This is a genomic window from Rhodococcus sp. PSBB066, assembly GCF_017068255.1.
GTDB lineage: Bacteria > Actinomycetota > Actinomycetes > Mycobacteriales > Mycobacteriaceae > Rhodococcus > Rhodococcus aetherivorans.
Genome location: NZ_CP070859.1, coordinates 958,115 through 980,700 on the forward strand (window position 1 = coordinate 958,115; position 22,586 = coordinate 980,700).

Annotated in this window: 17 protein-coding genes and 1 pseudogene; 12 read left to right on the top strand and 6 right to left on the bottom strand. The window is 71.0% G+C overall.

What is annotated here, in order from left to right; genetic code table 11:
• Positions 1-11 precede the first annotated feature (11 nt).
• The 8 genes and pseudogenes from JYA75_RS04460 to JYA75_RS04495 all read left to right on the top strand — a co-directional run bounded on the left by JYA75_RS04460 (position 12) and on the right by JYA75_RS04495 (position 11,675).
• Entirely contained in the window at positions 12-1,466 is a 1,455-nt protein-coding gene (locus JYA75_RS04460) for a CCA tRNA nucleotidyltransferase (RefSeq protein ID WP_029546788.1), read from the top strand.
• A gap of 132 nt (positions 1,467-1,598) precedes the next feature.
• Entirely contained in the window at positions 1,599-2,042 is a 444-nt protein-coding gene (locus JYA75_RS04465) for a Fur family transcriptional regulator (RefSeq protein ID WP_072633798.1), read from the top strand.
• A 40-nt stretch (positions 2,043-2,082) separates the two neighbouring features.
• Positions 2,083-4,269, top strand: a complete 2,187-nt coding sequence (gene katG, locus JYA75_RS04470) for a catalase/peroxidase HPI (protein WP_168580475.1) — start codon at positions 2,083-2,085, stop codon at positions 4,267-4,269.
• Positions 4,270-4,537: 268 nt separating this feature from the next.
• Positions 4,538-8,594, top strand: a pseudogene (locus JYA75_RS04475) (bifunctional nitrate reductase/sulfite reductase flavoprotein subunit alpha).
• Between the two features lie 60 nt (positions 8,595-8,654).
• Positions 8,655-9,059 (top strand): TOBE domain-containing protein, encoded by a 405-nt coding sequence (locus tag JYA75_RS04480; protein ID WP_006934412.1) that lies wholly within the window; start codon positions 8,655-8,657, stop codon positions 9,057-9,059.
• A gap of 38 nt (positions 9,060-9,097) precedes the next feature.
• Positions 9,098-9,829 (top strand): molybdate ABC transporter substrate-binding protein, encoded by a 732-nt coding sequence (modA, locus tag JYA75_RS04485; protein ID WP_051359276.1) that lies wholly within the window; start codon positions 9,098-9,100, stop codon positions 9,827-9,829.
• Positions 9,826-10,620: an ABC transporter permease gene (locus tag JYA75_RS04490; RefSeq protein WP_006934410.1), complete on the top strand. Its 795-nt coding sequence runs from the start codon at positions 9,826-9,828 to the stop codon at positions 10,618-10,620. The genes modA and JYA75_RS04490 overlap by 4 nt, the downstream gene beginning before the upstream one ends.
• Positions 10,617-11,675 (top strand): ABC transporter ATP-binding protein, encoded by a 1,059-nt coding sequence (locus tag JYA75_RS04495; RefSeq protein WP_185713356.1) that lies wholly within the window; start codon positions 10,617-10,619, stop codon positions 11,673-11,675. Before JYA75_RS04490 ends, JYA75_RS04495 begins: the two co-directional genes overlap by 4 nt.
• A 78-nt stretch (positions 11,676-11,753) precedes the next feature.
• Here the strand turns inward: JYA75_RS04495 and JYA75_RS04500 are convergent, their stop codons facing one another.
• Positions 11,754-13,289: a DUF4185 domain-containing protein gene (locus tag JYA75_RS04500; protein ID WP_185713355.1), complete on the bottom strand. Its 1,536-nt coding sequence runs from the start codon at positions 13,287-13,289 to the stop codon at positions 11,754-11,756.
• Between the two features lie 73 nt (positions 13,290-13,362).
• Positions 13,363-14,640 (bottom strand): MFS transporter, encoded by a 1,278-nt coding sequence (locus tag JYA75_RS04505; protein ID WP_185713354.1) that lies wholly within the window; start codon positions 14,638-14,640, stop codon positions 13,363-13,365.
• A 122-nt stretch (positions 14,641-14,762) separates the two neighbouring features.
• Here JYA75_RS04505 and JYA75_RS04510 point away from each other — a divergent pair, with 122 nt between their 5' ends.
• On the top strand, positions 14,763-15,632 hold the full coding sequence (locus JYA75_RS04510; RefSeq protein WP_185713353.1) for a class II glutamine amidotransferase: 870 nt from the start codon (positions 14,763-14,765) through the stop codon (positions 15,630-15,632).
• Positions 15,633-15,635: 3 nt separating this feature from the next.
• Here JYA75_RS04510 and JYA75_RS04515 read toward each other — a convergent pair whose 3' ends face one another.
• Complete coding sequence (locus tag JYA75_RS04515; RefSeq protein ID WP_029546779.1) at positions 15,636-16,562, bottom strand: NAD-dependent epimerase/dehydratase family protein; 927 nt, start codon at positions 16,560-16,562, stop codon at positions 15,636-15,638.
• A 129-nt stretch (positions 16,563-16,691) separates the two neighbouring features.
• Here JYA75_RS04515 and JYA75_RS04520 point away from each other — a divergent pair, with 129 nt between their 5' ends.
• Both JYA75_RS04520 and JYA75_RS04525 read left to right on the top strand, forming a co-directional pair.
• Positions 16,692-17,387, top strand: coding sequence for a TetR/AcrR family transcriptional regulator (locus tag JYA75_RS04520; protein WP_029546778.1), 696 nt, complete (start codon positions 16,692-16,694; stop codon positions 17,385-17,387).
• Between the two features lie 55 nt (positions 17,388-17,442).
• Positions 17,443-18,051: a YqgE/AlgH family protein gene (locus tag JYA75_RS04525; RefSeq protein WP_006934398.1), complete on the top strand. Its 609-nt coding sequence runs from the start codon at positions 17,443-17,445 to the stop codon at positions 18,049-18,051.
• Positions 18,052-18,063: 12 nt separating this feature from the next.
• Here the strand turns inward: JYA75_RS04525 and JYA75_RS04530 are convergent, their stop codons facing one another.
• A complete protein-coding gene (locus JYA75_RS04530) occupies positions 18,064-19,452 on the bottom strand; it encodes a glutamate decarboxylase (protein ID WP_185713352.1) in 1,389 nt (462 codons plus the stop codon).
• 97 nt (positions 19,453-19,549) lie between these two features.
• Positions 19,550-20,503: a DUF1648 domain-containing protein gene (locus tag JYA75_RS04535; RefSeq protein ID WP_203329729.1), complete on the bottom strand. Its 954-nt coding sequence runs from the start codon at positions 20,501-20,503 to the stop codon at positions 19,550-19,552.
• Between the two features lie 134 nt (positions 20,504-20,637).
• Between JYA75_RS04535 and JYA75_RS04540 the strand changes: the two genes are divergently transcribed.
• Entirely contained in the window at positions 20,638-21,291 is a 654-nt protein-coding gene (locus JYA75_RS04540) for a hemerythrin domain-containing protein (RefSeq protein ID WP_203329730.1), read from the top strand.
• Between the two features lie 34 nt (positions 21,292-21,325).
• Here the strand turns inward: JYA75_RS04540 and JYA75_RS04545 are convergent, their stop codons facing one another.
• Positions 21,326-22,471: a helix-turn-helix transcriptional regulator gene (locus tag JYA75_RS04545; protein ID WP_050036212.1), complete on the bottom strand. Its 1,146-nt coding sequence runs from the start codon at positions 22,469-22,471 to the stop codon at positions 21,326-21,328.
• Between the last annotated feature and the right edge of the window lie 115 nt (positions 22,472-22,586).

Sequence of the window (22,586 nt, forward strand, 5' to 3'; positions counted from 1 at the left end):
GGTTCGAAGACGTGAACTCTCCCTCCACCGACACCGAGCGGCGCGCCCGACTGCTCGCCGGCGCCGACGCGACGCTGCGTGCGCTGTCGGACATCCTGGCCCCGCTCGGTGAGCGCTTCACCGCCGCCGGTCACGAGCTGTACCTGGTGGGAGGGAGCGTCCGCGATGCGGTGCTCGGTCGCCTCGGCACCGACCTGGACTTCACCACCGACGCGCGGCCCGAGCAGGTGCAGGCGCTGCTGCGCGGCTGGGCCGACCACCAGTGGGACACCGGCATCGACTTCGGCACGATCAGCGCGGTCAAGGGCCCGGAACAGATCGAGATCACCACGTTCCGCAGCGACGCGTACGACCGTGTCACCCGCCACCCGATCGTCGAGTACGGCACCAGCCTCGAGGACGACCTGATCCGCCGCGACTTCACCGTCAATGCCATGGCGGTACGGATCGGCCCGACCGGCGCGGAGGACTTCGTCGACCCGCTCGGCGGGATGGACGCCCTGCTCGCCGGGGTCATCGACACCCCCGCGATGCCGAGCGAGTCGTTCCACGACGATCCGCTGCGGATGCTGCGCGCGGCGCGGTTCGTCTCCCAGCTGGGGTTCGGTCTGGCGGAGCGGGTGCACGACGCGATCGTGGCCATGGGCGACGAGATCCTGCGCATCAGCGCCGAGCGGGTGCAGGCCGAGCTCGACAAGCTGATCCTCGGTGCCTACCCGATCGAGGGCATCGACATCATGGTCGAGACCGGCCTCGCCGAGCGGGTGATCCCGGAGATCCCGGCGATGAAGCTCGAGATCGACGAGCACCATCAGCACAAGGACGTGTACTGGCATTCGCTGACCGTGCTCAGGCAGGCCATCGACCTCGAGGACGGGGATCCCGATCTCGTGCTGCGCTGGGCGGCACTGTTGCACGACATCGGCAAGCCCGCCACGAAGCACAACGAGCCGGGCGGCGGCGTCAGCTTCCACCACCACGAGGTCGTCGGGGCCAAGCTGGTCCGCAAACGGATGCGGGCCCTGAAGTACTCCAAGCAGATGGTCGACGACGTCAGTCAGCTCGTGTTCCTGCACCTGCGGTTCCACGGCTACGGCAAGGGCCAGTGGACGGACTCGGCGGTCCGGCGCTACGTGCACGACGCCGGTGACCTGCTGCCCCGGCTGCACAAGCTGGTCCGGGCGGACTGCACCACCCGCAACAAGCGCCGGGCCGCGGCGCTGCAGGCCACCTACGACGATCTCGAGACGCGCATCGAGCGGATCGCCGAGCAGGAGGACCTGGCGAAGGTGCGGCCCGACCTCGACGGCAACGCCATCATGGAGCTGCTCGGCCTGAAACCCGGCCCGCAGGTCGGGCAGGCCTGGAAGTTCCTCAAGGAGCTGCGGCTCGACCGTGGTCCCCTCGACCGCGACGAGGCCGAGGCCGAGCTGCTGAAGTGGTGGGCGCAGCAGCCGAAGCCCTAGCGGCCGGGTAGCCGGACGGGTGAGGGTCCGCGCGACCGCCACCCGCGCCACCGAACACACGCGCGAGTTCTGATCACGCTGCGGTTACCCAAAGTCGTGACTCATTCCAGAAAAGTGCGTCATAGTATCCACGTGCCCTCGACGCGGGATTACGTGGAGCAGTTGCGTACGGCGGAGCTGCGCGTGACCCGGCCCCGGATCGCGGTGCTGGAGGCGGTGCACCAGCATCCGCACGCCGACACGGAGACGATCTTCGGAGCCGTGCGCACCGGTCTGCCGGAGGTTTCCCGGCAGACCGTGTACGACGTGCTGCACGCCCTGACCGGTGCGGGTCTGGTGCGGCGGATCCAGCCGTCCGGTTCCGTCGCCCGGTACGAGTCGCGTGTCGGGGACAACCACCACCACCTCGTCTGCCGGTCCTGTGGGGCCATCGCCGACGTCGACTGTGCCGTCGGCGAGGCGCCCTGCCTGACCGCGTCCGACCACAGCGGCTTCCTCGTCGACGAGGCCGAGGTCATCTACTGGGGCATGTGCCCCGACTGCTCGGCAGCACACGCTTCGCGATCACATCCGTGATCACCGTCCGATTCACCGAAACCCGGAAGGAAGGGCCGACGTGTCCAACAGTGAAAGCGAAAATCCGGTAATCCCGTCCCCCGAGCCGAAGCCGCATCGGCCCAGGACCAACCGGGACTGGTGGCCGAACCAGCTGGACCTGCAGGTTCTCCACCAGCACTCGCCCCTCTCCAATCCGATGGGCCCGGACTACAACTACGCCGAAGAGTTCGCGACCCTCGACGTCGAGGCCCTGAAACAGGACATCTTCGAGTTGATGACGACGTCGCAGGAGTGGTGGCCGGCCGACTACGGCCATTACGGGCCGCTCTTCATCCGGATGAGCTGGCATGCCGCGGGCACATACCGCATCGCCGACGGCCGGGGCGGCGGCGGCAAGGGCGCCCAGCGCTTCGCCCCCCTCAACAGCTGGCCCGACAACGCGAGCCTCGACAAGGCGCGGCGGCTGCTCTGGCCGATCAAGCAGAAGTACGGCCGGAAGCTCTCGTGGGCGGACCTGCTGATCTTCGCCGGCAACTGCGCCTACGAATCGATGGGGTTCAAGACGTTCGGTTTCGGCTTCGGACGCGAGGACATCTGGGAGCCCGACGAGGTGTTCTGGGGACCCGAGGACACGTGGCTCGGGGATGAGCGTTACGCCGGCGACAGGGAACTGTCCGGCCCGTTCGGCGCCGTGCAGATGGGCTTGATCTACGTGAATCCGGAAGGGCCCAACGGTAACCCGGATCCGATCGCCGCGGCCCGGGACATCCGGGAGACGTTCGGCCGGATGGCGATGAACGACGTCGAGACCGCGGCGCTCATCGCCGGTGGTCACAGCATCGGCAAGACCCACGGCGCCGCCACGGCCGACCACGTCGGTCCCGAGCCGGAGGCCGCTCCCATCGAGCAGCAGGGTCTCGGCTGGAAGAACTCCTTCGGCACCGGCGTGGGCGGGGACGCGATCACCAGCGGTCTGGAGGGCGCCTGGACGCCCACCCCCCGGCAGTGGGACAACAGCTTCCTGGAAACCCTGTACGGCTACGAGTGGGAGAAGACCAAGAGCCCCGCCGGTGCGTGGCAGTGGATCCCGAAGGACGGGGCCGGCGCCGACGCCGTCCCCGACGCCCACGACCCGTCGAAGCGGCACTCGCCGGTGATGCTGACCACGGACCTCTCCTTGCGACTCGACCCGATCTACGGACCGATCACCCGGCGCTGGCTGGACAACCCGAAGGAGTTCGAGGAGGAATTCGCGAAGGCCTGGTACAAGCTGCTGCATCGCGACATGGGACCCGTCGCGCGCTACCTCGGACCGTGGGTCCCCGAGCCGCAGCTGTGGCAGGACCCGGTTCCCGCGGTCGATCACGAACTGATCGGAGCGGACGACATCGCCGCCCTCGGGAGCAAGATCCTCGAATCGGGCCTGTCCATCCCCCAGCTGGTCGCCGCGGCGTGGGCGTCGGCGGCGAGCTTCCGCGGCACCGACAAGCGCGGCGGAGCCAACGGGGCACGCATCCGCCTCGAGCCGCAGAAGAACTGGGAGATCAACGAACCGGGCCGGGTGGCCGAGGTGCTGCAGACCCTCGAACGGATCCAGCAGGACTTCAACGGCGCGCAGTCTGCGAAGAAGGTCTCGCTCGCGGACCTGATCGTCCTGGCCGGCTGCGCCGCCGTCCAGCAGGCAGCGAAGAACGCCGGCGTCGAGATCACGGTCCCGTTCACGCCGGGCCGCACCGATGCCTCGCAGGAACAGACCGATGTGGAGTCGTTCGCCGTGCTCGAACCCGCGGCCGACGGGTTCCGCAACTACCTGCGCGCCGGCGAGAAGCTGCCGCCGGAGCGGCTGATGCTGGACCGGGCGAACCTGTTGACGTTGACCGCTCCGGAGATGACGGTTCTCGTCGGCGGGATGCGTGCCCTGAACGCCAACTTCGGGCAATCCGCCCACGGCGTGTTCACCGATCGGCCCGAGGCACTGACCAACGACTTCTTCGTGAACCTGCTCGACATGCGCACGGAGTGGAAGGTGTCCGAGTCGACCGAGAACGTGTACGAGGGTCGTGATCGCGCCACGGGCGAGGTCAGGTGGACGGCCACGGCCGTCGACCTCGTCTTCGGTTCGAACTCGCAGCTGCGCGGTATCGCCGAGGTCTACGGCAGCGCCGACGCGCAGCAGAAGTTCGTGCAGGACTTCGTCTCTGCGTGGAACAAGGTGATGAACCTCGACCGGTTCGACCTCGCCTGAGCAGCGCTCGATGATCGGCCCCCGGGGCCGATCATCCACACCCCTCGTGCGGCATCCCGCCGGCTGACACAGCCCGCGGGGTGCCGTGCGTCGTTCCGGCGCCCGGGGGCCGCCGATCGGGCCGTTCGGGCCCTCTCACCGCCGCGCGCGGCGAATCGTGAGCCAGATGTCACCGGGGACTCACCACGGTTAATGCCCACGAAACACGGTGTCGGGAGCATGAGACCTGGCCGGAGGAACGTGGCCGACCCAGGTGAGGAGCGGTTCGATGCAGGGCGAGATCACGAAGGTCAAGACCGCCTGCTCATACTGCGGCGTGGGCTGCGGCATGGTGCTCGAGGTCGGCCTCGACCCCGCCACCGGCGCCCGCCGGGTGCTCGACGCGTACGGCGACAAGGAGCACCCCACCAACCTCGGGCGCCTGTGCACGAAGGGGGCGACCAGCGCCGAGATGCTGGCCGCCGGCGGGCGGATGGAGAGCGCGTACCGTCGCGCCGAACGCGGCGGTGCGCCGGTGCCCGTGGAGGTCGACGCCGCGATCGCCGAGACCGCCCGCCGGTTGCGGGAGGTGCTCGACGAGCACGGACCCGACGCCCTGTCCTTCTACGTCTCCGGCCAGATGTCCCTCGAAGCCCAGTACCTGATCACCAAGCTCGCGAAGGGGTTCGTCGGCACCAACAACGTCGAGTCCAACTCGCGGTTGTGCATGGCCAGCGCCGGCACCGGCTACAAGCAGTCGCTCGGCGCGGACGGCCCGCCCGGCTCCTACCAGGACTTCGACCACGCGGACCTGTTCTTCGTCAGCGGCGCGAACATGGCCGACTGCCACCCCATCCTCTTCCTCAGGATGATGAACCGGGTCAAGGCCGGTGCGAAGCTCGTCGTCGTCGACCCCCCGCCGCACGGCCACCGCCGAGAAGGCGGACCTGTTCCTGCAGATCGCGCCGGGGACCGACCTGGCGCTGCTGAACGGCCTGCTGCACCTGATCGTCGAGAACGGGCACGTCGACCGGGCGTTCGTGGCGGAATTCACCGAGGGCTGGGACGCCATGCCCGGGTTCCTCGCCGACTACACCCCCGCACGCGTCGCGGAGATCACCGGACTGGCCGAGGAGGACATCCGCACGGCCGCCCGGTGGATCGGCGAGGCCGGTGACTGGATGTCGTGCTGGACCATGGGCCTGAACCAGAGCACCCACGGCACCTGGAACACCAACGCGATCTGCAACCTGCATCTGGCCACCGGCGCGATCTGCCGCACCGGCAGCGGCCCGTTCTCGCTCACCGGCCAGCCCAACGCCATGGGCGGCCGCGAGATGGGCTACATGGGGCCCGGCCTGCCGGGGCAGCGCTCCGTCCTCGTCGACGCCGAGCGGGCCTTCGTCGAACAGCAGTGGGGGCTGCCGCCCGGCGCGATCCCCACCACGGTCGGCAAGGGCACCGTCGACATGTTCGAGCAGATGGCCGCGGGCACCATCCGGGCCTGCTGGATCATCTGCACCAATCCGGTTGCCTCCGTGGCCAATCGACGCACCGTCGTCGAAGCTCTCGAGAAGGCCGATTTCGTCGTCGCGCAGGACGTCTTTCTCGAGACCGAAACCACCGCGTATGCAGACGTCCTGCTGCCGGGAGCGCTGTGGGCGGAGTCGGAGGCGGTGATGGTCAACTCCGAGCGCAACCTGACGCTGCTGCAGCAGGCGATCGATCCGGTCGGCCAGGCCCTGCCGGACTGGCAGATCATCGCGCGCGTCGCCTGCGCCATGGGCTACGCCGAGGCGTTCACCTACTCCTGCCCCGAGGAGATCTTCGAGGAGATCACGCGCTTCTGGAACCCCAGGACCGGATACGACCTGCGCGGAATCACGTACGACCGGTTGCGCGAGACCCCCGTGCAATGGCCGTGCCCGCCGGACGCCGCGACCGACCGGAACCCGATCCGCTATCTCAACGACGGGGTGAGCCAGACCCTGCTGAGGTCGGAGGACGGCACCGCCCCCCGGCTGCGGTTCGCCACCGCCACCGGCAGGGCCGCGTTCCACCCCCGACCACACATGCTGCCGGCCGAGATGCCCGACGACGACTTCCCCGTCGTGCTCGGCACCGGCCGCGTCCAGCACCAGTGGCACACTCTTACCAAGACGGGGAAGGTCGCCAAGCTCAACAAGCTGAACCCCGGACCCTTCGTCGAGATCAATCCCGGCGATGCGCAACGACTCTCGATCGCGGACGGTGACCAGGTGGAGGTCGCGTCCCGCCGGGGCCGGGCGGTGCTGCCGGCCGTGGTCACCGACCGGGTACGGCCGGGATGCTGCTTCGCCCCGTTCCACTGGAACGACATGTTCGGGGAGTACCTGTCGGTCAACGCGGTCACCAACGACGCCGTCGATCCCGCGTCGCTGCAGCCGGAGTTCAAGGTGTGCGCGGTGTCGCTGACCAAGGTGGCAACGCCCGCCCGGCCCGAAGCGTCGGGTGCACCGGCCGACCGGCTCGCCTCGACGCTCGGACTGGGGGACGTCGTGCCGCCCGTGCTCGATGATCTCGAAAAGCGTTATCTGACTGGATTTCTCACGGGACTCCGGGAGTCCGGACAGGCGGGTGTGCCGGTGCTCCCGGCGTCGGCTCCCCTTCCGGCTGCCACCCGGGCATGGGTGGACGGGCTGCTCGCGGGGCACTTCGCGCACGCCGCACCGGACCGCGACGAGGCCGACGGGGCGCCGCCGGTGGTGGTGGCGTGGGCGTCGCAGACCGGCAACGCCGAGGAGTTCGCCCGGATGTGCGCCGAGCGCCTCCGCGCCGCGGGCCGGCCCGCCGCCCTGGTCGGGATGGACGACTACGACGTGTCCGCGCTGACCGGGGTGCGCGACCTGCTCGTCATCACCAGCACCTTCGGCGACGGCGACGCCCCGGACAACGGCACCGCCTTCTGGAACGCCCTCAACAGTGACGACACGCCCCGCCTTCCCGACACCCGCTACGCCGTGCTGGCGTTCGGGGACTCGAGCTACGACGACTTCTGCGGTCACGGCCGCCGCATCGACGAGCGGCTCGCCGAACTCGGGGCCACCCGGCTCACGCAACGGGTGGACTGTGAGCCCGACTACGACGAACCGGCCGGCGAATGGCTCGCCGTCGTCGAACAACTCGTGCGTCCCGACGGTGCCGCACCGGCCGCGCCCACCCCGGGACCCCCGGCGAAGCCCGAACCCGCCTACAGCCGGAAGGTGCCGCTCGTCACCCGGCTGACCCGGAACGTCCCGCTCAGTGGGCCGGGGTCGTCGAAGGACGTGCGCCAGTTCGGATTCGAGCTGTACGACCCGGACTTCGTGTACGAGGCGGGAGACGCGCTCGGCGTGATGCCCACCAACGGACCCGAGACGGTCGACGAATGGCTGCAGGTCACCGCGCTCGATCCGGAAACACCCGTGGAATTCGCCGATCTGCCGACCATTCCCCTGCGCGAGGCCGCCACCCGGCACCTCGAGATCGCTCGGGTGACCCCGGAGCTGCTGCGGTTCGTCCACGAGCAGACCCAGAGCACGGAGCTGGCCAAGCTGCTGCGACCGGGTAACAAGATCGAGCTGCAGCAGTGGTTGTGGGGCAAACAGGCGATGGACGTGATCTCGGCGTATCCGTTCAAGGCGCCGATCGAGGAGTGGCTGCCCGTGCTCAAGCGGCTGCAGCCCCGCATGTACTCGATCTCGTCGAGCCCGCGGACCAACCCCCGCGAGGTGCAGCTGACCGTCTCGGTGGTGCGTTACAGCTACGAGGGCATCGGCCGGGCCGGGGTGTGCTCGAGCTTCCTCGCCGACCACAGTCACGGCGTCGACATCCCCATCTTCGTCCAGCGCAGCACCCACTTCCGGCCGCCCCGGACGCCGGAGACCCCGATGATCATGGTCGGTCCCGGCACCGGCATCGCGCCGTTCCGCGCCTTCCTGCACGATCGCCGCGAGATGGGCCACACCGGCCGGAACTGGCTGTTCTTCGGCGATCAGCGGTCCTCCACCGACTACCTGTACCGGGACGAGATCGAGGCGATGCACGCCGACGGCTTCCTCACCCGGCTCGACCTGGCCTTCTCCCGCGACCAGCGGCAGAAGGTCTACGTGCAGGACCGGATGCGCGAGCACGGGGCGCAGCTGTGGAAGTGGTTGCAGGACGGTGCTCACTTCTACGTGTGCGGCGACGCGAGCCGGATGGCCAAGGACGTCGACGAGACGCTGCGCGAGGTGGTGCAGGTGCACGGCAGGCTCGACGAGGAGGACGCCGAAACGTACGTCAAGCAGCTCGCCGCCGAGAAGCGCTACGTGCGCGACGTGTACTGATCCGCAAATTCGTTTCAGTACGCTTGATATGTCCGCAGAAGCGGAAGTAGTGTCTGCTTTGTGACGCAGATTCGCATCAAGGATGCCGCCCGGCTGCTCGGCGTCAGCGACGACACCGTCCGGCGGTGGATCGACCAGGGCGCCCTCCCGGCCGGCAAGGACGGGGCTGGCCGCAAGATCGTCGAGGGGGCCGACCTTGCCGAGTTCGCCCGCCGTCAGGCGGACGAGGCACCCGATCTGCTCGGCGTGGGCAGCTCCGCCCGCAACCGGTTCGCCGGGATCGTGACCCGCGTGGTGTCCGACACCGTCATGGCGCAGGTGGAGATGCAGTGCGGCCCGCACCGCGTCGTGTCGCTGATGAGCACCGAGGCCGTCCGTGAACTCGGCCTCGAACCGGGCAGCCTCGGGGTGGCCGTCGTCAAGGCCACGACGGTGATCGTCGAAACCCCGGCGGGTGCGTCGTGAGACGGCGGGAGGCAGTCGTCGTCGTGCTCTCGGCGCTGATGCTCGCCGCGTGCGGCTCCGGTGGCGACGGCGACCCTGCGCCCGCCACGGCGGTCACCGGCGAGCTGACCGTGTTCGCGGCCGCGTCGCTGCAGGTACCGTTCCGGGAGATCGAAGTGCGGTTCGAGGCCGAAAATCCCGGCACGGATGTTGTTTTCGACTTCGCCGGCTCGGCCGACCTCGTCGCGCGGTTGTCCCAGGGTGCCCCCGCCGATGTCTTCGCCTCCGCCGACACGGCGAACATGACCAGGGCCGTCGATGCCGGTCTCGTGGCCGGCGAACCCGTGAACTTCGCGGCCAACACCCTCACCATCGTCACCGAACCCGGAAACCCCGAGGACGTGCAGACTTTCGCGGATCTGAGCCGTCCCGGACTCGACGTCGTCGTGTGTGCGCCGCAGGTACCGTGCGGCGCCGCGGCCGCCCGCGTCGAGGACGTCGCCGGCGTCACCCTCGAGCCGGTCAGCGAGGAATCCTCGGTGACGGACGTGCTCGGCAAGGTCGCCACCGGGCAGGCCGACGCCGGGCTCGTCTACGTCACCGACGCTCTGCGCGCCGGCGACGACGTGACCGCCGTGCCGTTCCCCGAGTCCGCGGCGGCCGTCAACACCTACCCCGTCGCCGTCCTCGCCGAGGGCGCGAACCCCGTGACGGCGGCGGCGTTCGTCGCGTACGTGACCGGTCCCGAGGGACGACGGATCCTCGCCGAGAAGGGATTCGCGGCCCCGTGACGCGCGTCCGACCGGCCGGGCTGCCGACGTGGATCCACGTCCCCGCGATCGTCGGCGGACTGTTCGTCGCCCTGCCGCTGCTGTCGCTGATCCTCGCCGTCGACTGGCGGCGCTTCCCGGAACTGGTGACGTCCGAGGCATCCCTGCAGGCCCTGACGCTGAGCCTGCGCACCGCGGTGGCCGCCACGGTGCTGTGTGTCCTGCTCGGCGTGCCGATGGCGACCGTGCTCGCGCGCAGCACGGTGCGTTTCCTTCCGGTGCTGCGCTCGCTCGTGCTGCTGCCGCTCGTGCTGCCGCCCGTGGTCGGCGGGATCGCACTGTTGTACACCTTCGGGCGCCGCGGACTGATCGGCGAGCACCTCGAGCTGCTCGGAATCCGTATCGCGTTCTCCACCACGGCAGTTGTCCTCGCGCAGACGTTCGTCGCGCTGCCGTTCCTGGTGATGAGCCTCGAGGGCACCCTGCGCACCGCCGGCACCCGGTACGAGGCGGTCGCCGCGACGCTCGGGGCGCCGCCCACCACCGTCTTCCGCAGGGTCACCCTGCCGCTCGTGCTGCCGGGCCTCGCGTCCGGCACCGTGCTGGCCTTCGCGCGGGCCCTCGGCGAGTTCGGGGCCACCCTCACCTTCGCCGGCAGCCTCCAGGGTGTCACCCGCACGTTGCCGCTCGAGATCTATCTCCAGCGCGAGACCGACGCCGACGCGGCGGTGGCGTTGTCGCTGCTGCTCGTCGTGGCCGCCCTCGTGATCGTCGTCGCCGCGCGGGGGCGGCGGATCGCGGGCGGCCTGTGACCGGCCTGCGGCTGCGTGCCCGGGTCGGGTCCCGCGACGTCGACCTGGCTGTCGCCGTGGAGTCCGGCCGCGTGCTCGCGGTCCTGGGACCCAACGGCGCCGGCAAGTCGACGCTGCTGAACGTGATCGCCGGATTGCTGCAGCCCGACGACGGTCGCATCGAACTCGACGGGTGCGTGCTCACCGACACCGCGGCGGGCGTGGCCGTGCCGCCGCACCGTCGCGGGGTGGCCCTGCTCGCGCAGCAGCCGCTGCTGTTCCCACACCTGAGCGTCCTCGACAACGTCGCCTTCGCTCCCCACAGCGCGGGCCGAGGCCGATCGGCCGCCCGCGCCGCGGCGTTGCGGCAGCTCGCCGCCGTCGACGCGACGGAGCTCGCCGACCGCCGGCCGCACCAGCTCTCCGGGGGGCAGGCCCAGCGCGTCGCGATTGGCCGCGCGCTGGCGGCCGACCCGCGTTTGTTGCTGCTCGACGAACCGATGGCCGCCCTCGACGTGACGGCCGCCCCGGCCGTGCGGTCGCTGCTGCGCACCGTCCTGCGCGGTCCGGGACGCACGGCGCTGGTGGTCACCCACGACCCCCTCGATGCCCTGGCGCTCGCCGACCGGGCCGTGGTGCTCGACGACGGCCGGATCGTCGAGGAGGGCACGGTGCGCGACGTGCTGTCCCGGCCGCGCAGTGCCTTCGCGGCCCGCATCGCGGGCCTGAACCTGCTCGCCGGCACCGTCACCGCGGACGGACTCGACACCCCCGTCGGCCGGGTCCGCGGTGTGCTCGACGACGACTGTGCCCCAGGGAATTCGGCGGTGTCGGTGTTCACCCCCGCCGCCGTCGCGGTCTATCCCGGGGAACCCCACGGCAGTCCCCGCAACTCGTTCGCCGTCGTCGTCGGCGAGCTCGAGGTCCACGGTGCCACCGTCCTCGTCCGGGCCGCCGAGTCCGGAATCACCGCCGAGGTCACCACGTCCGCGGCCGCCGATCTCGCGCTCGCACCGGGTGCGACGATGTGGTTCGTCGTCAAGGCCACCGAGGTCCGCATCCATGCCGCCCGCTGACCGAGCGAATGTATCGTTCCGTCGGACTGAGGAGGTGAACGATACATTCGCTCGGCTTACGCTGCGCGCGAGAGTGATTCAGTTCAGGCGGGCGCGCATCAGGTAGACGTTGTAGCTGTCCCACTCGGAGACGGTGAAGTACAGGTCCGCGCCGTGGGACCACGGGTGCATGAAGCCGCCGTATGCCTTCGGGTAGTCCGAGGTCCGTACCAGCGTCGCGGCATCGGACCAGACGCCCTGCGGCGAATCCGACTCGCGGAGAACGATTTCGCCCGCGATCGGTTCCAGGTAGCTCATCTGCCAGCGGCCTCGTCCGACGTCGAACCGCACCGACAGCTCGCTCGCCGCGCCGTCGGCGAGCGGGGTGGCGAGCTGCTCGAAGACGGGCATCCAGCGGTCGTGCACCCAGTACTGGTACGCGGAGGGATCGAGCACGTCGTCGACCGGCACGCGGGCCAGGCCCACCGATCCGACGCGGCCGTTCGGAGTGCCGAACATGTAGACGTGGTCGCCGTGCGGCACCATCGTCGCGACCTGGAACCGGCCGAGCCCGAACACGTTGTCCCAGCGGGCATGCGGGTCCTTCGTCCACGTCTGGCCGTGGTCGTCGGAGTAGGCGATGCCGCCGTGGTTGGTGTACCACATGCCCGGCACGACGCTCCACCGTCGCACCGACATGTAGCTCAGGTACTGGCGGTCGCCGATCGCGAAGCCGGAGGTGGGGATGACGGTCGTCTCGAAGTTCTTCACATGCCAGGCGTCGAGGATCTCCGCGGCGTGGCAGGGGCTGTCCTGCACCATCGCGTCGATGGTGAGGCCGTCCGCCAGGTCGGTGTCGCGGCTGAATGCCAGGACGTTGCTGCGCCAGTCTCCGCCGGCCCCGCCCGGCGGCGTCCATTCGAGCCCGAACGTGTCCCCGAAGGCGAGGGCGACCTCGCCGGGGCGCGTCTCCCACATGATGCCGAGGTCGGTGCCGTGCACGGCCCAGCGCGCATCGGTGCGGTTCTCCGAGCCGGGACCGGTCAGCTGGGAGACCAGCTCGACGTCGCCCACGGCGGGGGCGGGTGGCCGGGCGGTGACGGTACCCGGCTCGAACGGCGGATTCTCCCGTGGCGGGGCCGGTGGGACGGGTGCACCCGGCGCGCCGGGCACGGGAATCGGGATCGTCTCCGGCTGCGGATCCAGCTCGACGCGCGGCAGGTAACTCGAGGACCCGCTCGGGCCGGCGGACCCACTCGAGCCGCTCGAGCCACTCGAGCCGCCGGGCAGGGCGTCGGGAGCGCCCGTCGCGAGACCGAGGTCCGGGCACGGGTCGGCGCACGGGTCGGCGGGCAACGGCTCCTGCGGCACGCGGGTGTTGTCCGGCGCCGGGCCGGGGACCGGGACCGGCACGAGCTCGGGGTACGGCAGGGGGATCTTCACGACGGGCGGGATCTCGATCCGTGGCAGCTGCGGCGCGTCGGGGTCCGGGGGCTCGACCGCGGGATCGAAGCCCGGTTCGCCGCACGAGTTGACGGGCGGGGCGGGCGACGCCTGGGCGGGCAGCGCGAACAGCGGCAGGATCGACGAGACCAGGGCGAGAACAGCCAGCGGCGTGCGGTGCCTGCGTGCCATCGCGTTCTCCTCCGGATACTCGGGGAAATGCCCCGGAGAACCTAACAAATCCGGCGCCCGAAACCGCGGAGACTCACATGCGGAGCCGCCGGATCGTCGTCGCCGCGACCAGACCGGCGACGTACACCGCCACCCCGGCGAGCGCGAGCGCCGGGCTGCGGCCGTCGGGCGCGACGACCAGGGCGCCCGCGACGATCGCCGCGAGGAACGCCATGTTGAACACGGTGTCCTGCAGGGCGAAGACCTGCCCGCGACGGGCGTCGTCGATCTCGATCTGCATCGCGGCGTCCCCGGTGAGCTTGATGGTCTGACCGACGAGACCCAGCAGGAACGCGGCGACGAGCAGTCCCGTCTCGTCGAACCCGGTGACGAGGACGAGCTGGACGACGCCCGCGCAGATCAGTGCCGTGACGACGGTGCGGGGCCGGCCGAGGCGCGGGATGACGAGCGGGGCGGCGACCGCCGCGACGAGCATCCCGGTGGCGGTGGCGCCCACGGCGACGCCGAACCCGACGAGCCCGCCCGGCAGCGTGGCCCCGTCGGCGTCGCGCAGCACCAGCACCATGATGAGTGTGTCGATGCCGAACACGATGCGGTGCGCACCGATACCGATCATCGCGACCGTGACCCCCGGTGCCTCCCACACCGCCGTGGCACCGGTGTGCAGACCGGCGGCGACGGCCCGGATCGGGTGGCGCAGCACGGCACGGTCGGGACCGAGCGCATGACGGGCGAAGCCGCCGGCGGCGAGCGCGGCGACCACGGAGCCGGAGACGCCGAGCGCCACCGCCACCCCGGAGCCGAAGTCGCCTTCCCCGACGAGGCCGATCGTGGTGACCGCGATGCCCGCCCCGAGGGCAGAGATCCCCGATCCTACCGTCGCGAGCACGGAATTGACTGGTACGAGCCATGATTGGCGCACCACGTGCGGGAGGGACGCCGACACCCCGGCGAGCACGAAGCGACTGACGCCGACGGCGGCGAGCGCGAGCAGCAGCAGCGCGGTGGATCCGCCGCCGGTGAGGAGCAGCGCCGACATGGCGAGGATGAGCACGCCGCGCAGGGCATTGGCGGCGAGCAGCACCAGCCGGCGCTCCCAGCGGTCGAGCAGCGCGCCGGCGAACGGCCCGACCACCGAGTAGGGCAGCAGCAACACCGCGAATCCCGCGGCGATCGCGGCGGGATCGGTCTGGCGCTCCGGATTGAACAGGATCGCCCCACCGAGGGCGGCCTGGAACAGTCCGTCCCCGAACTGGCTGGCGAAGCGGACGACCGTCAGCCGCGCCAGTCCCGGCGATCGGCGCAGAGCCGTCGCCGTGGATCGCCACGCCTGCCGTCTCGACTCCCGCACAGTGTCCGACACTATCCGTCCGGTGCGGGGTCGCCCCGCGACGACGGTTCCGCCTCCCCGGCGAGGTTTTCCGGCCTACCCTCGGCGCAACCGGCAACTTCCGGAAGAGGGGACGTCCCGTCATGTGCCGACTGTTCGGGTTGACCGCCGCGCCGCACCGGGTGCACGCCACCTTCTGGCTGCTCGACGCATCGGATTCGCTCGCCCGGCAGAGCCGGCGTGAACCGGACGGCACCGGGCTCGGGACGTTCACCGACGACGGCCGCCCGGTGGTGGAGAAGCAGCCGCTGGCGGCGTACGAGGACCGCGCGTTCGCCACGGAGGCGAAGGAGCGGCGTTCGCAGACGTTCCTCGCACACATCCGGTTCGCCTCGACGGGAGGCCTGGACGTGGGCAACACGCACCCGTTCGAGCAGCGCGGGCGGCTGTTCGCCCACAACGGCGTCCTCGGCGATCTGCCGCGGCTCGAGGCCGAGCTCGGCCCGTACCGCGACCTGGTGACGGGCGAGACGGACTCGGAGCGCTTCTTCGCGCTCGTCACCCGTCGCATCGACGAGCACGGCGGCGCCGTCGGCGCGGGGCTGACCGCCGCGGTCCGGTGGGCCGCCGAGAATCTGCCCGTCTATGCGTTGAACGTCGTGCTCACGACCGCGACGCAGTTGTGGGCGCTGCGTTATCCGGACACCCACGACCTGTTCGTCCTCGAGCGTCCCGCCGGCGGCCCGCACGGCGGCCGCCATCTCGAGCATGCCAGCGAGGCCGGCACGGTCCGGGTGCGCTCGGGCCACCTGGCACGGCACCCGGCGGTCGTGGTCGCCAGCGAGCGCATGGACGAGGATCCGGGCTGGTCGGACCTGCGCTGCGGGGAGCTGCTGCACGTCGACGGCGAGCTCCGGGTCACCCGCACCGTCGTCGTCGACGAGCCCCCGCGGCACCCGATCACGCTCGCGGACCTCGACGAGCGGGCGGCCGCCTCCCAGACCGGGAAGTGAGTGTCACCGCTCGCGCCACCATCGCACCGTCGCGGCCGCGGCCTCGGGCAGCGGCGTCGGGCGCAGGCCGAGGAGTTCCTCGCTGTACGCGGAGTCCATGACGAACGGATCGGTGAACTGGTAGAGCATCTCGGTCAGTTCGCGGGCGTCGCGGTTGACCAGCGCGGCGCCGCGCAGCATCCAGGTGGGAATCGTGCCGACCTTCGGAGCCGGCACCTGCGCGGCCGCGGCGAACGCGGCGACGAGGTCGCGCTGCGTGCCGGCCGGACCGGTGGGAGCGTGCAGGACCCGGTTCCACACCGCGGGATTCGCCGCGGCCGCGATCATGGCGGCAGCCAGGTCCGGCACGTACGTGAACGAGTGCGGTACGTCGGGTGAGCCGAGCACGCGGGGGCTGCGCCCGGCCAGGATGGCCGGCACCATCCGCTCGCCCGCGTGGGCGGTGCGGGCGTGGGGGCCGAAGAAGTCGGAGGCGACCACGCTCACGGTCGGGGTGGCGCTTTCGGCGCGGCGGTCCAGCAGCCGGGCCCGCACGCCCCGCTTGCCGGTGGTGCTCGCGCGCGGCGAGTCCTCGGTCATGACCCGGTCCGGTTCGCTGTAGGAGTACAGGCTCTCGGGGAAGACCACCACCGCGCCCGTGCGCCCGGCCGCCTCGAGGACCGTGCTCTCCGCCGCCGGCAGTTCGCGCTCCCAGGTGTCGGCGCGGTAGGCCGAGCCGTGGATGCAGTGGTACACGGCACCGGCACCCTCGAGCGCGGGGCCGAGCCGGGCGGGATCGGAGACGTCGACCCGGCGGCGTTCGACGAGCGGGTGCTCGGGGCCGTTGCCGGACCGGGTGAGGACGCGGACGCGGTGGCCCCGGTCGGCGAGTTGTTCGGCGACGGTCCAGCCGACGGGCCCGGCTCCGGTGACGACCTGCAGATTCGACATGGTGGTCAGCTCCTTCGAAATGTGAGCACTGCTCTCTGTCTGACACCACGATGCGCCCCCGAGTGGGCAAAGTCAAGAGCACTGCTCACTGTTGTTGACGGTGCTCGCACATCTGGCAGGGTGAGGGACATGACCGGAACCCCCCGCGCCCGCGCCCGGCAGCAGACGATGGCAGACATCCTGCGGATCGGCCGCGAACACCTCGCCACCCACGGCGCCGCCGCGCTGTCCCTGCGCGCCGTCGCCCGCGACCTCGGCGTCGTCTCCTCGGCGGTGTACCGCTACGTCGCGAGCCGCGACGAACTGCTCACCCTCCTCGTCGTCGACGGCTACACCGAACTCGCCGACACGGTCGACGGCGCGCTCGCCGACGTCGCCGCGGACGCCCACGCCGAGCAGTTCCGGGTGCTCGGCCACGCGGTGCGCGCCTGGGCGCTGCGCGACCCCGCGCGCTATGCCCTGCTGTTCGGCAGCCCGGTCCCCGGCTACCACGCCCCCGCCGAGCGGACCACGGGTCCGGGCACCCGCGTCGTCGTCCGGCTCGTCCGCATCCTCGACGACGCCCACGCCGCCGGCACCCTCCGCATCCCCACCACCGTCGCCGTGCCGGACACCCTCACCGCCGACCTGGGCCGGATCCGCGCCGAACTCGGCACCGGCGTTCCCGACGCCGTCCTCGCGCGCGGCGTGCTGGTCTGGGCCGCCCTGTTCGGGGCCGTGAACTTCGAGGTCTTCGGCCAGTACGGCACCGACACCTTCACCGACCCCGGGCAGCTGTTCGACCATCACCTCGCGGTGCTCGCCGAGACCGTCGGGCTGTCCTGAACAACTCCCCCGCCTTGCCGCCACGCGCCGTCGGCGACGGTGGGATGATGTCGGGGTGGCGCAGCATCAGGACGAACCCGAGGACCGCACGGCACCGGCGACACCGGCCGTCCGGCCCGGAACCCTGCTCGTGTCGGCCACCGACCTCGTCGAGCCGACCTTCCGGCGAACGGTCGTCTACATCATCGAGCACGGCGACGTGGGCAGCCTCGGCGTGGTGCTCAACCGCACCAGCGACACCGCGGTCCAGGCCGTGCTGCCGCAGTGGACGGCGCTCAGCGCCGATCCGAAGGCGCTCTACGTCGGCGGCCCCGTCCGGCGCGACTCGGCGCTGTGCCTGGGCACGCTGCGCGTCGGCGTCTCCGTCGAGGGCGTGCCGGGGGTGCGCCGGATCGACGGGCGGGTGGTCATGATCGACCTCGACTCCGACCCGGCCGTCATCGGCCCGCTCGTGGAAGGCATCCGCATCTTCGCCGGCTACGCCGGGTGGAGCGCCGGCCAGCTCGATGGCGAACTCCGCAACGACGACTGGATGGTCATCTCCGCCCTCCCCCAGGACATCCTCGGACCGCCGCGAGTCGACCTGTGGGCGCGGGTGCTGCGCCGGCAGCCGCTACCGCTCGCATTGCTGGCCACGCACCCCATCGAGGTCGAGCGGAACTGAGTGACCCGGCGGTCAGTGCGCAAAGTGCTGTTCGCTGGTGTGCCGGAGCGGTCCCTCCTTCCGCAACTCGGCGCACACCCGCGCGAGGTCGGCGAACAGCTGCCGCGCGAGGTCGGCGCTGAACCCCTCCCGGACCACGATCCGCAGGACCGCCACGTCCTGGGCGTCGGCCGGCATCGTGTAGGCCGGCACCTGCCAGCCGTGTGTCCGCAGCTCGTGCGAGACGTCGAACACGGTGAAGCCCGGATCCCCGGTGAGCTCGAACGCGATCACCGGGATGGCGGTGCCGTCGGAGATCAGGCGCATCCCCTCGATCCCGGCGATCTGCTCGGCCAGCCGGCTCGCGGTGGACCGTAGCGTCTTCATCACCCGGCGGTACCCGTCGCGGCCGAGCCGCAGGAAGTTGTAGTACTGGCCGACTATCTGGTTCCCGGGCCGGGAGAAGTTCAGGGTGAAGGTCGGCATGTCCCCGCCGAGGTAGTTGACCCGGAAGACCAGGTCCTCGGGCAGGTACTCCTTGTCGCGCCACACCACGAACCCGATGCCAGGGTAGGTCAGGCCGTACTTGTGCCCGCTGACGTTGATCGACACCACCCGCGGCACCCGGAAGTCCCACTCCAGTTCCGGATGCAGGAACGGCACGACGAATCCGCCGCTCGCCGCGTCGACGTGCAGCGGCACGTCGGGACCGTCCGCGTCGGCCACGTCGTCGAGCATCCCGGCGATCTCGGCCACCGGTTCGAGCTCACCGGTGTACGTGGTGCCGAGGATCGCGACGACACCGATCGTGTTCTCGTCCAACGCCTCCCGCACCTGCTCGGGGGTGATCACGTAGCGGCCGGGTTCCATCGGCAGGTACCTCGCCTCCACGTCGAAGTAGCGGCAGAACTTCTCCCACACCACCTGAACATTGCTGCCCAGCACCAGATTCGGACGTGAGGTGTCCTCGCCCGCCGCCTGCCGCCGGGCCCGCCAGCGCCACTTGAGCGCCAGGCCCGCGAGCATCACCGCTTCGCTCGAGCCGATCGTGGACACACCCGTCGCGGACGCCGGATCGACGTCGGACAGTCCCGGCGCGTGGAACAGGTCGGCGACCATCGCCACGCAGCGTTCCTCGATCGCCGAGGTCGCCGGGTACTCGTCCTTGTCGATGAGATTCTTGTCGAACGTCTCGGCCATGAGCACATCGGCCTGCGGCTCCATCCACGTGGTGACGAAGGTGGCGAGATTCAGCCGCGAACTGCCGTCGAGCATCAGCTCGTCGTGGATGTACCGGTACGCCTCCCCCGGATCCATCGAGTGCTTCGGCAGCCGCAGCGCCGGAACCGGCTCACTGTCGATGCGCCCGGTGTACGCCGGTTCGAGGACTCCGTCTGGGTGCAACTGCTTCCGATGGCTCACGTCGGCCTCCGTACTCGTCGGCAATCGCTCCCATTAGACCGGATCAGCCGCGTACGCGCGGGCTGTTCGCGTAGCCCGCGTCCTCGGATCGCACCGGTCAGCGACGATCGGCGAGGGTGTTGAGCGCGCCGGCCATGCGCTCGGCCTGCGACGCGGTGACGGTGAACTCCTGCCCTCCGGCGACGGTGACCACGAGCGCGGGACCGGTGATCGTGACGAGGCCGTACCGGCCCCGGCCCCTGGCGCGCAGTCCCCACCCGCCCCAGTCCTGGAAGGGACGTACGTGAGCGACCTTCGCGCCGACGATCTCGTCGAGACCGTAGTCCACCGCGGTCATCCCGAGGTTCTGCACCCGCACGCCCGTGTCGTCGACGACGACGCGGAACCGCAGCAGGCTCAGCACGAGCACGGCGACCGGCAGGAAGATCGCCAGCGGCCACCAGCTGCGCGCCGCGCCGCACACGAGGACCGCGGGGGCCAGGACCAGCGCCGCGAGCACGAGGGTGGTGCGCGTTCCGGTGCCGACCTGCTCGACGATCGGCAGCTCGACCGGGCCGCGCGGCAGCGCCGGATCGGGGCGGGCGACGGCGGATCGCCGGACCCGGTGGTCCCGCAGCAGCGACGCCCCGAGTATCCCGACGGCGACGCCGAGCGCGACGCCCGCCCCGATGCTCCACATCGGCAGCTGCGCCTGCTCGGCCGGCGCGTCCAGTTGGCCCACGAGCACCGTCGCGCACAGGGTGAACAGCAGGCCGGTCACCCCGAGACCGAGCACCAGCATGTAGCGCCGCATCATCAGCATTGCGGGGGCCAGCGCCGCGATCGCGCTGCAGCCGCCGCCGACCAGCAGGATCACCAGCGCCATCGTCCACGAGAACGACGCCGGGTCCGAGAATCCGTCCGGTGCCGACCCGGACCAGTGCGTGGCGATCCGCGGGGGCAGGCGCGACTCCCACAGTCGCGGCAGCAGCAGCGCCGCCCCGGCGGCGACGAGGGGCAGCCCCAGCCCGAACAGGGCCCCGGCGGGGTCGATCACGCGGCGGGTGGTCACGGGCCCAGCGTAGGGAACGGCGAACCGCCGCCGCCCGCCTCCCGATCTCCCCCGAATGTGGGATTGAGCGCCGCCCTCGCCGGTCGCACGCTCGAAAGCAAGGGTTCGAGCACGACGGGATCGAGGTCGACGACATGACCACCACCAAGTCCACTGCATTGACCGACGAGGACATGGACGTGATGACGCTGCTGCACGCCGCGTTCCGCCGCGACGCCACGCGCCTGGCGCACGTGGCCCAGACCTACGGCACCGAGAACGACGAGACGCACGACGCCCTGCTCGTCGGGTGGCGCGGCTTCAGCCGGGAACTGCACCACCATCACCGGATCGAGGACACCCACATCTGGCCGCTGATGCGCCGCAAGCTCGCGGACCGCCCCGACGACCTCGCGGTGCTCGACGACATGGAGGCCGAGCACTCCCTCATCGATCCCACGCTCGCCGCACTGGAGGACGCGTTCGACGACCGGGAGCACGGCCCGCGGCAGGTGCCGCATCGGATCGACGACCTCGTGGCGCTGCTGCAGTCGCACCTCGCGCACGAGGAGCGCGACGCGTTCCCGCTCATCAAGGAGGTGATCACCGCGCAGGAATGGCAGGCGCTGTCCAAGGCCGCCGTCAAGGAACTGGCCTACAGCGACATCGCGCAGCTGGGTCCGTACGTCGTCGAGGGGGCCACCCCCGAGCAGGCCCGCCGCGTGCTGAGCGAGCTGCCCGTGCCGCTGCGGCTCGTGCACCGGTTCTGGTGGAACCCGCGCTACCGGCGCGTGCGGCGCTGGGAATGAGCTTCGCAGGCCGAGTCGCCGAGGGGCGCGCGGTTCAGCTCTTCGGGGCCGAAGCCGGCTCCGGGGAACGTCGTTCGGTGAAGAAGCCGTCGGGGCCGATGCGCTGGCCGAGGCGCGGTACGTACTCGGTGTGGGCCAGCTTGGCGACGAGACTCGCGCGGCTGTTGACGCCGGTCTTGGCGAACACGGCCTTGAGGTGATCCTGCACCGTGTACGGGCTGATGCCCAGGACACGGGCCATCTCGTGACGGGTCCTGCCGGCGAGAACCTGCGTGAGTACCTCCGACTCGCGCCGGGTCAGCCCGTGCGCTGCCGCGACCAGGCTCACGATCTCCGGGAGTTGCGCCCGCTCCACGGTCATCAGCACGCGCCGTGGCGGGTGCTCGCCGTCGAACCGCCCGACGCGGATCACGACCCACTCACCGTCGAGGGTGCGGGCCCGCAAGACCGCGGAATCCGTCCCGGATCGCCGCAGCCACAGTGCTGCTGACACCGCGGGCGCGGTGGGCACGGGCCTGCCGGGCGGCCCCCAGCCGAGCCGTTCGAAGTACTCGAGTGCGGGGACGGTGATCGACTCGAACTCGTCGTCGGGGCCGACGATCGCGACGGCAGGTCCCTCGGAGCCGGGGTGGGGGGTGCGGGTGCCGTCGCGGAACAGGGTGGTGCGCAACCCCTCCCCGATGTCGGTGAGCACCGTCCCCAGGGTCTCGAGCTCCTCGTCGGCGAACTCCGGGCCGGGCCGCCTGCTCATCGTGCACGCGCCCCAGCAGGCTCCGTCGCGGCCGCGGAAGAGCATGCGTACCTCGTCCTGCATCCCGTAGGGCGCGAGCAGTTCGGCATACTGCCGGCTGCTCCTGACGCGGTTGCCGGTCACCTCGCGGAGCGTCCGGATGGGGACCTCCCGGTGCAGCAGCGAGTCGAACCGGCCCGGTTGGGGGTCCTCGCCGTACTCGAACTCGAGGGCGGACGCATAGGCCCGCGGAACCTCGTATCCGCGGGTCGTCAGTGTGGTCGGGACGAGAGCCGCGGGATCGATGGTGGCCAGACAGACCCCGTCGTACGGCACCCGGGCGCGGATCGCGTCCAGGACCACCTCCCGGAACTCGGCGGAGTCCGTCGCCGCGGCGGCCGCGTCGCGGATCGTCGACTTCAGCCGGGCACCGGCCAGTGCCGGAGTCACCCTGTCAGTATCTCCCCCGGACGCGGGGTTGAGAACCTCTCGACCGGAGGGAACCGCGCTCAGGCGGTCACCCTGCGCCGTGCGCTGCGCTCAGGCGGTCACCCTGCGCCGTGCG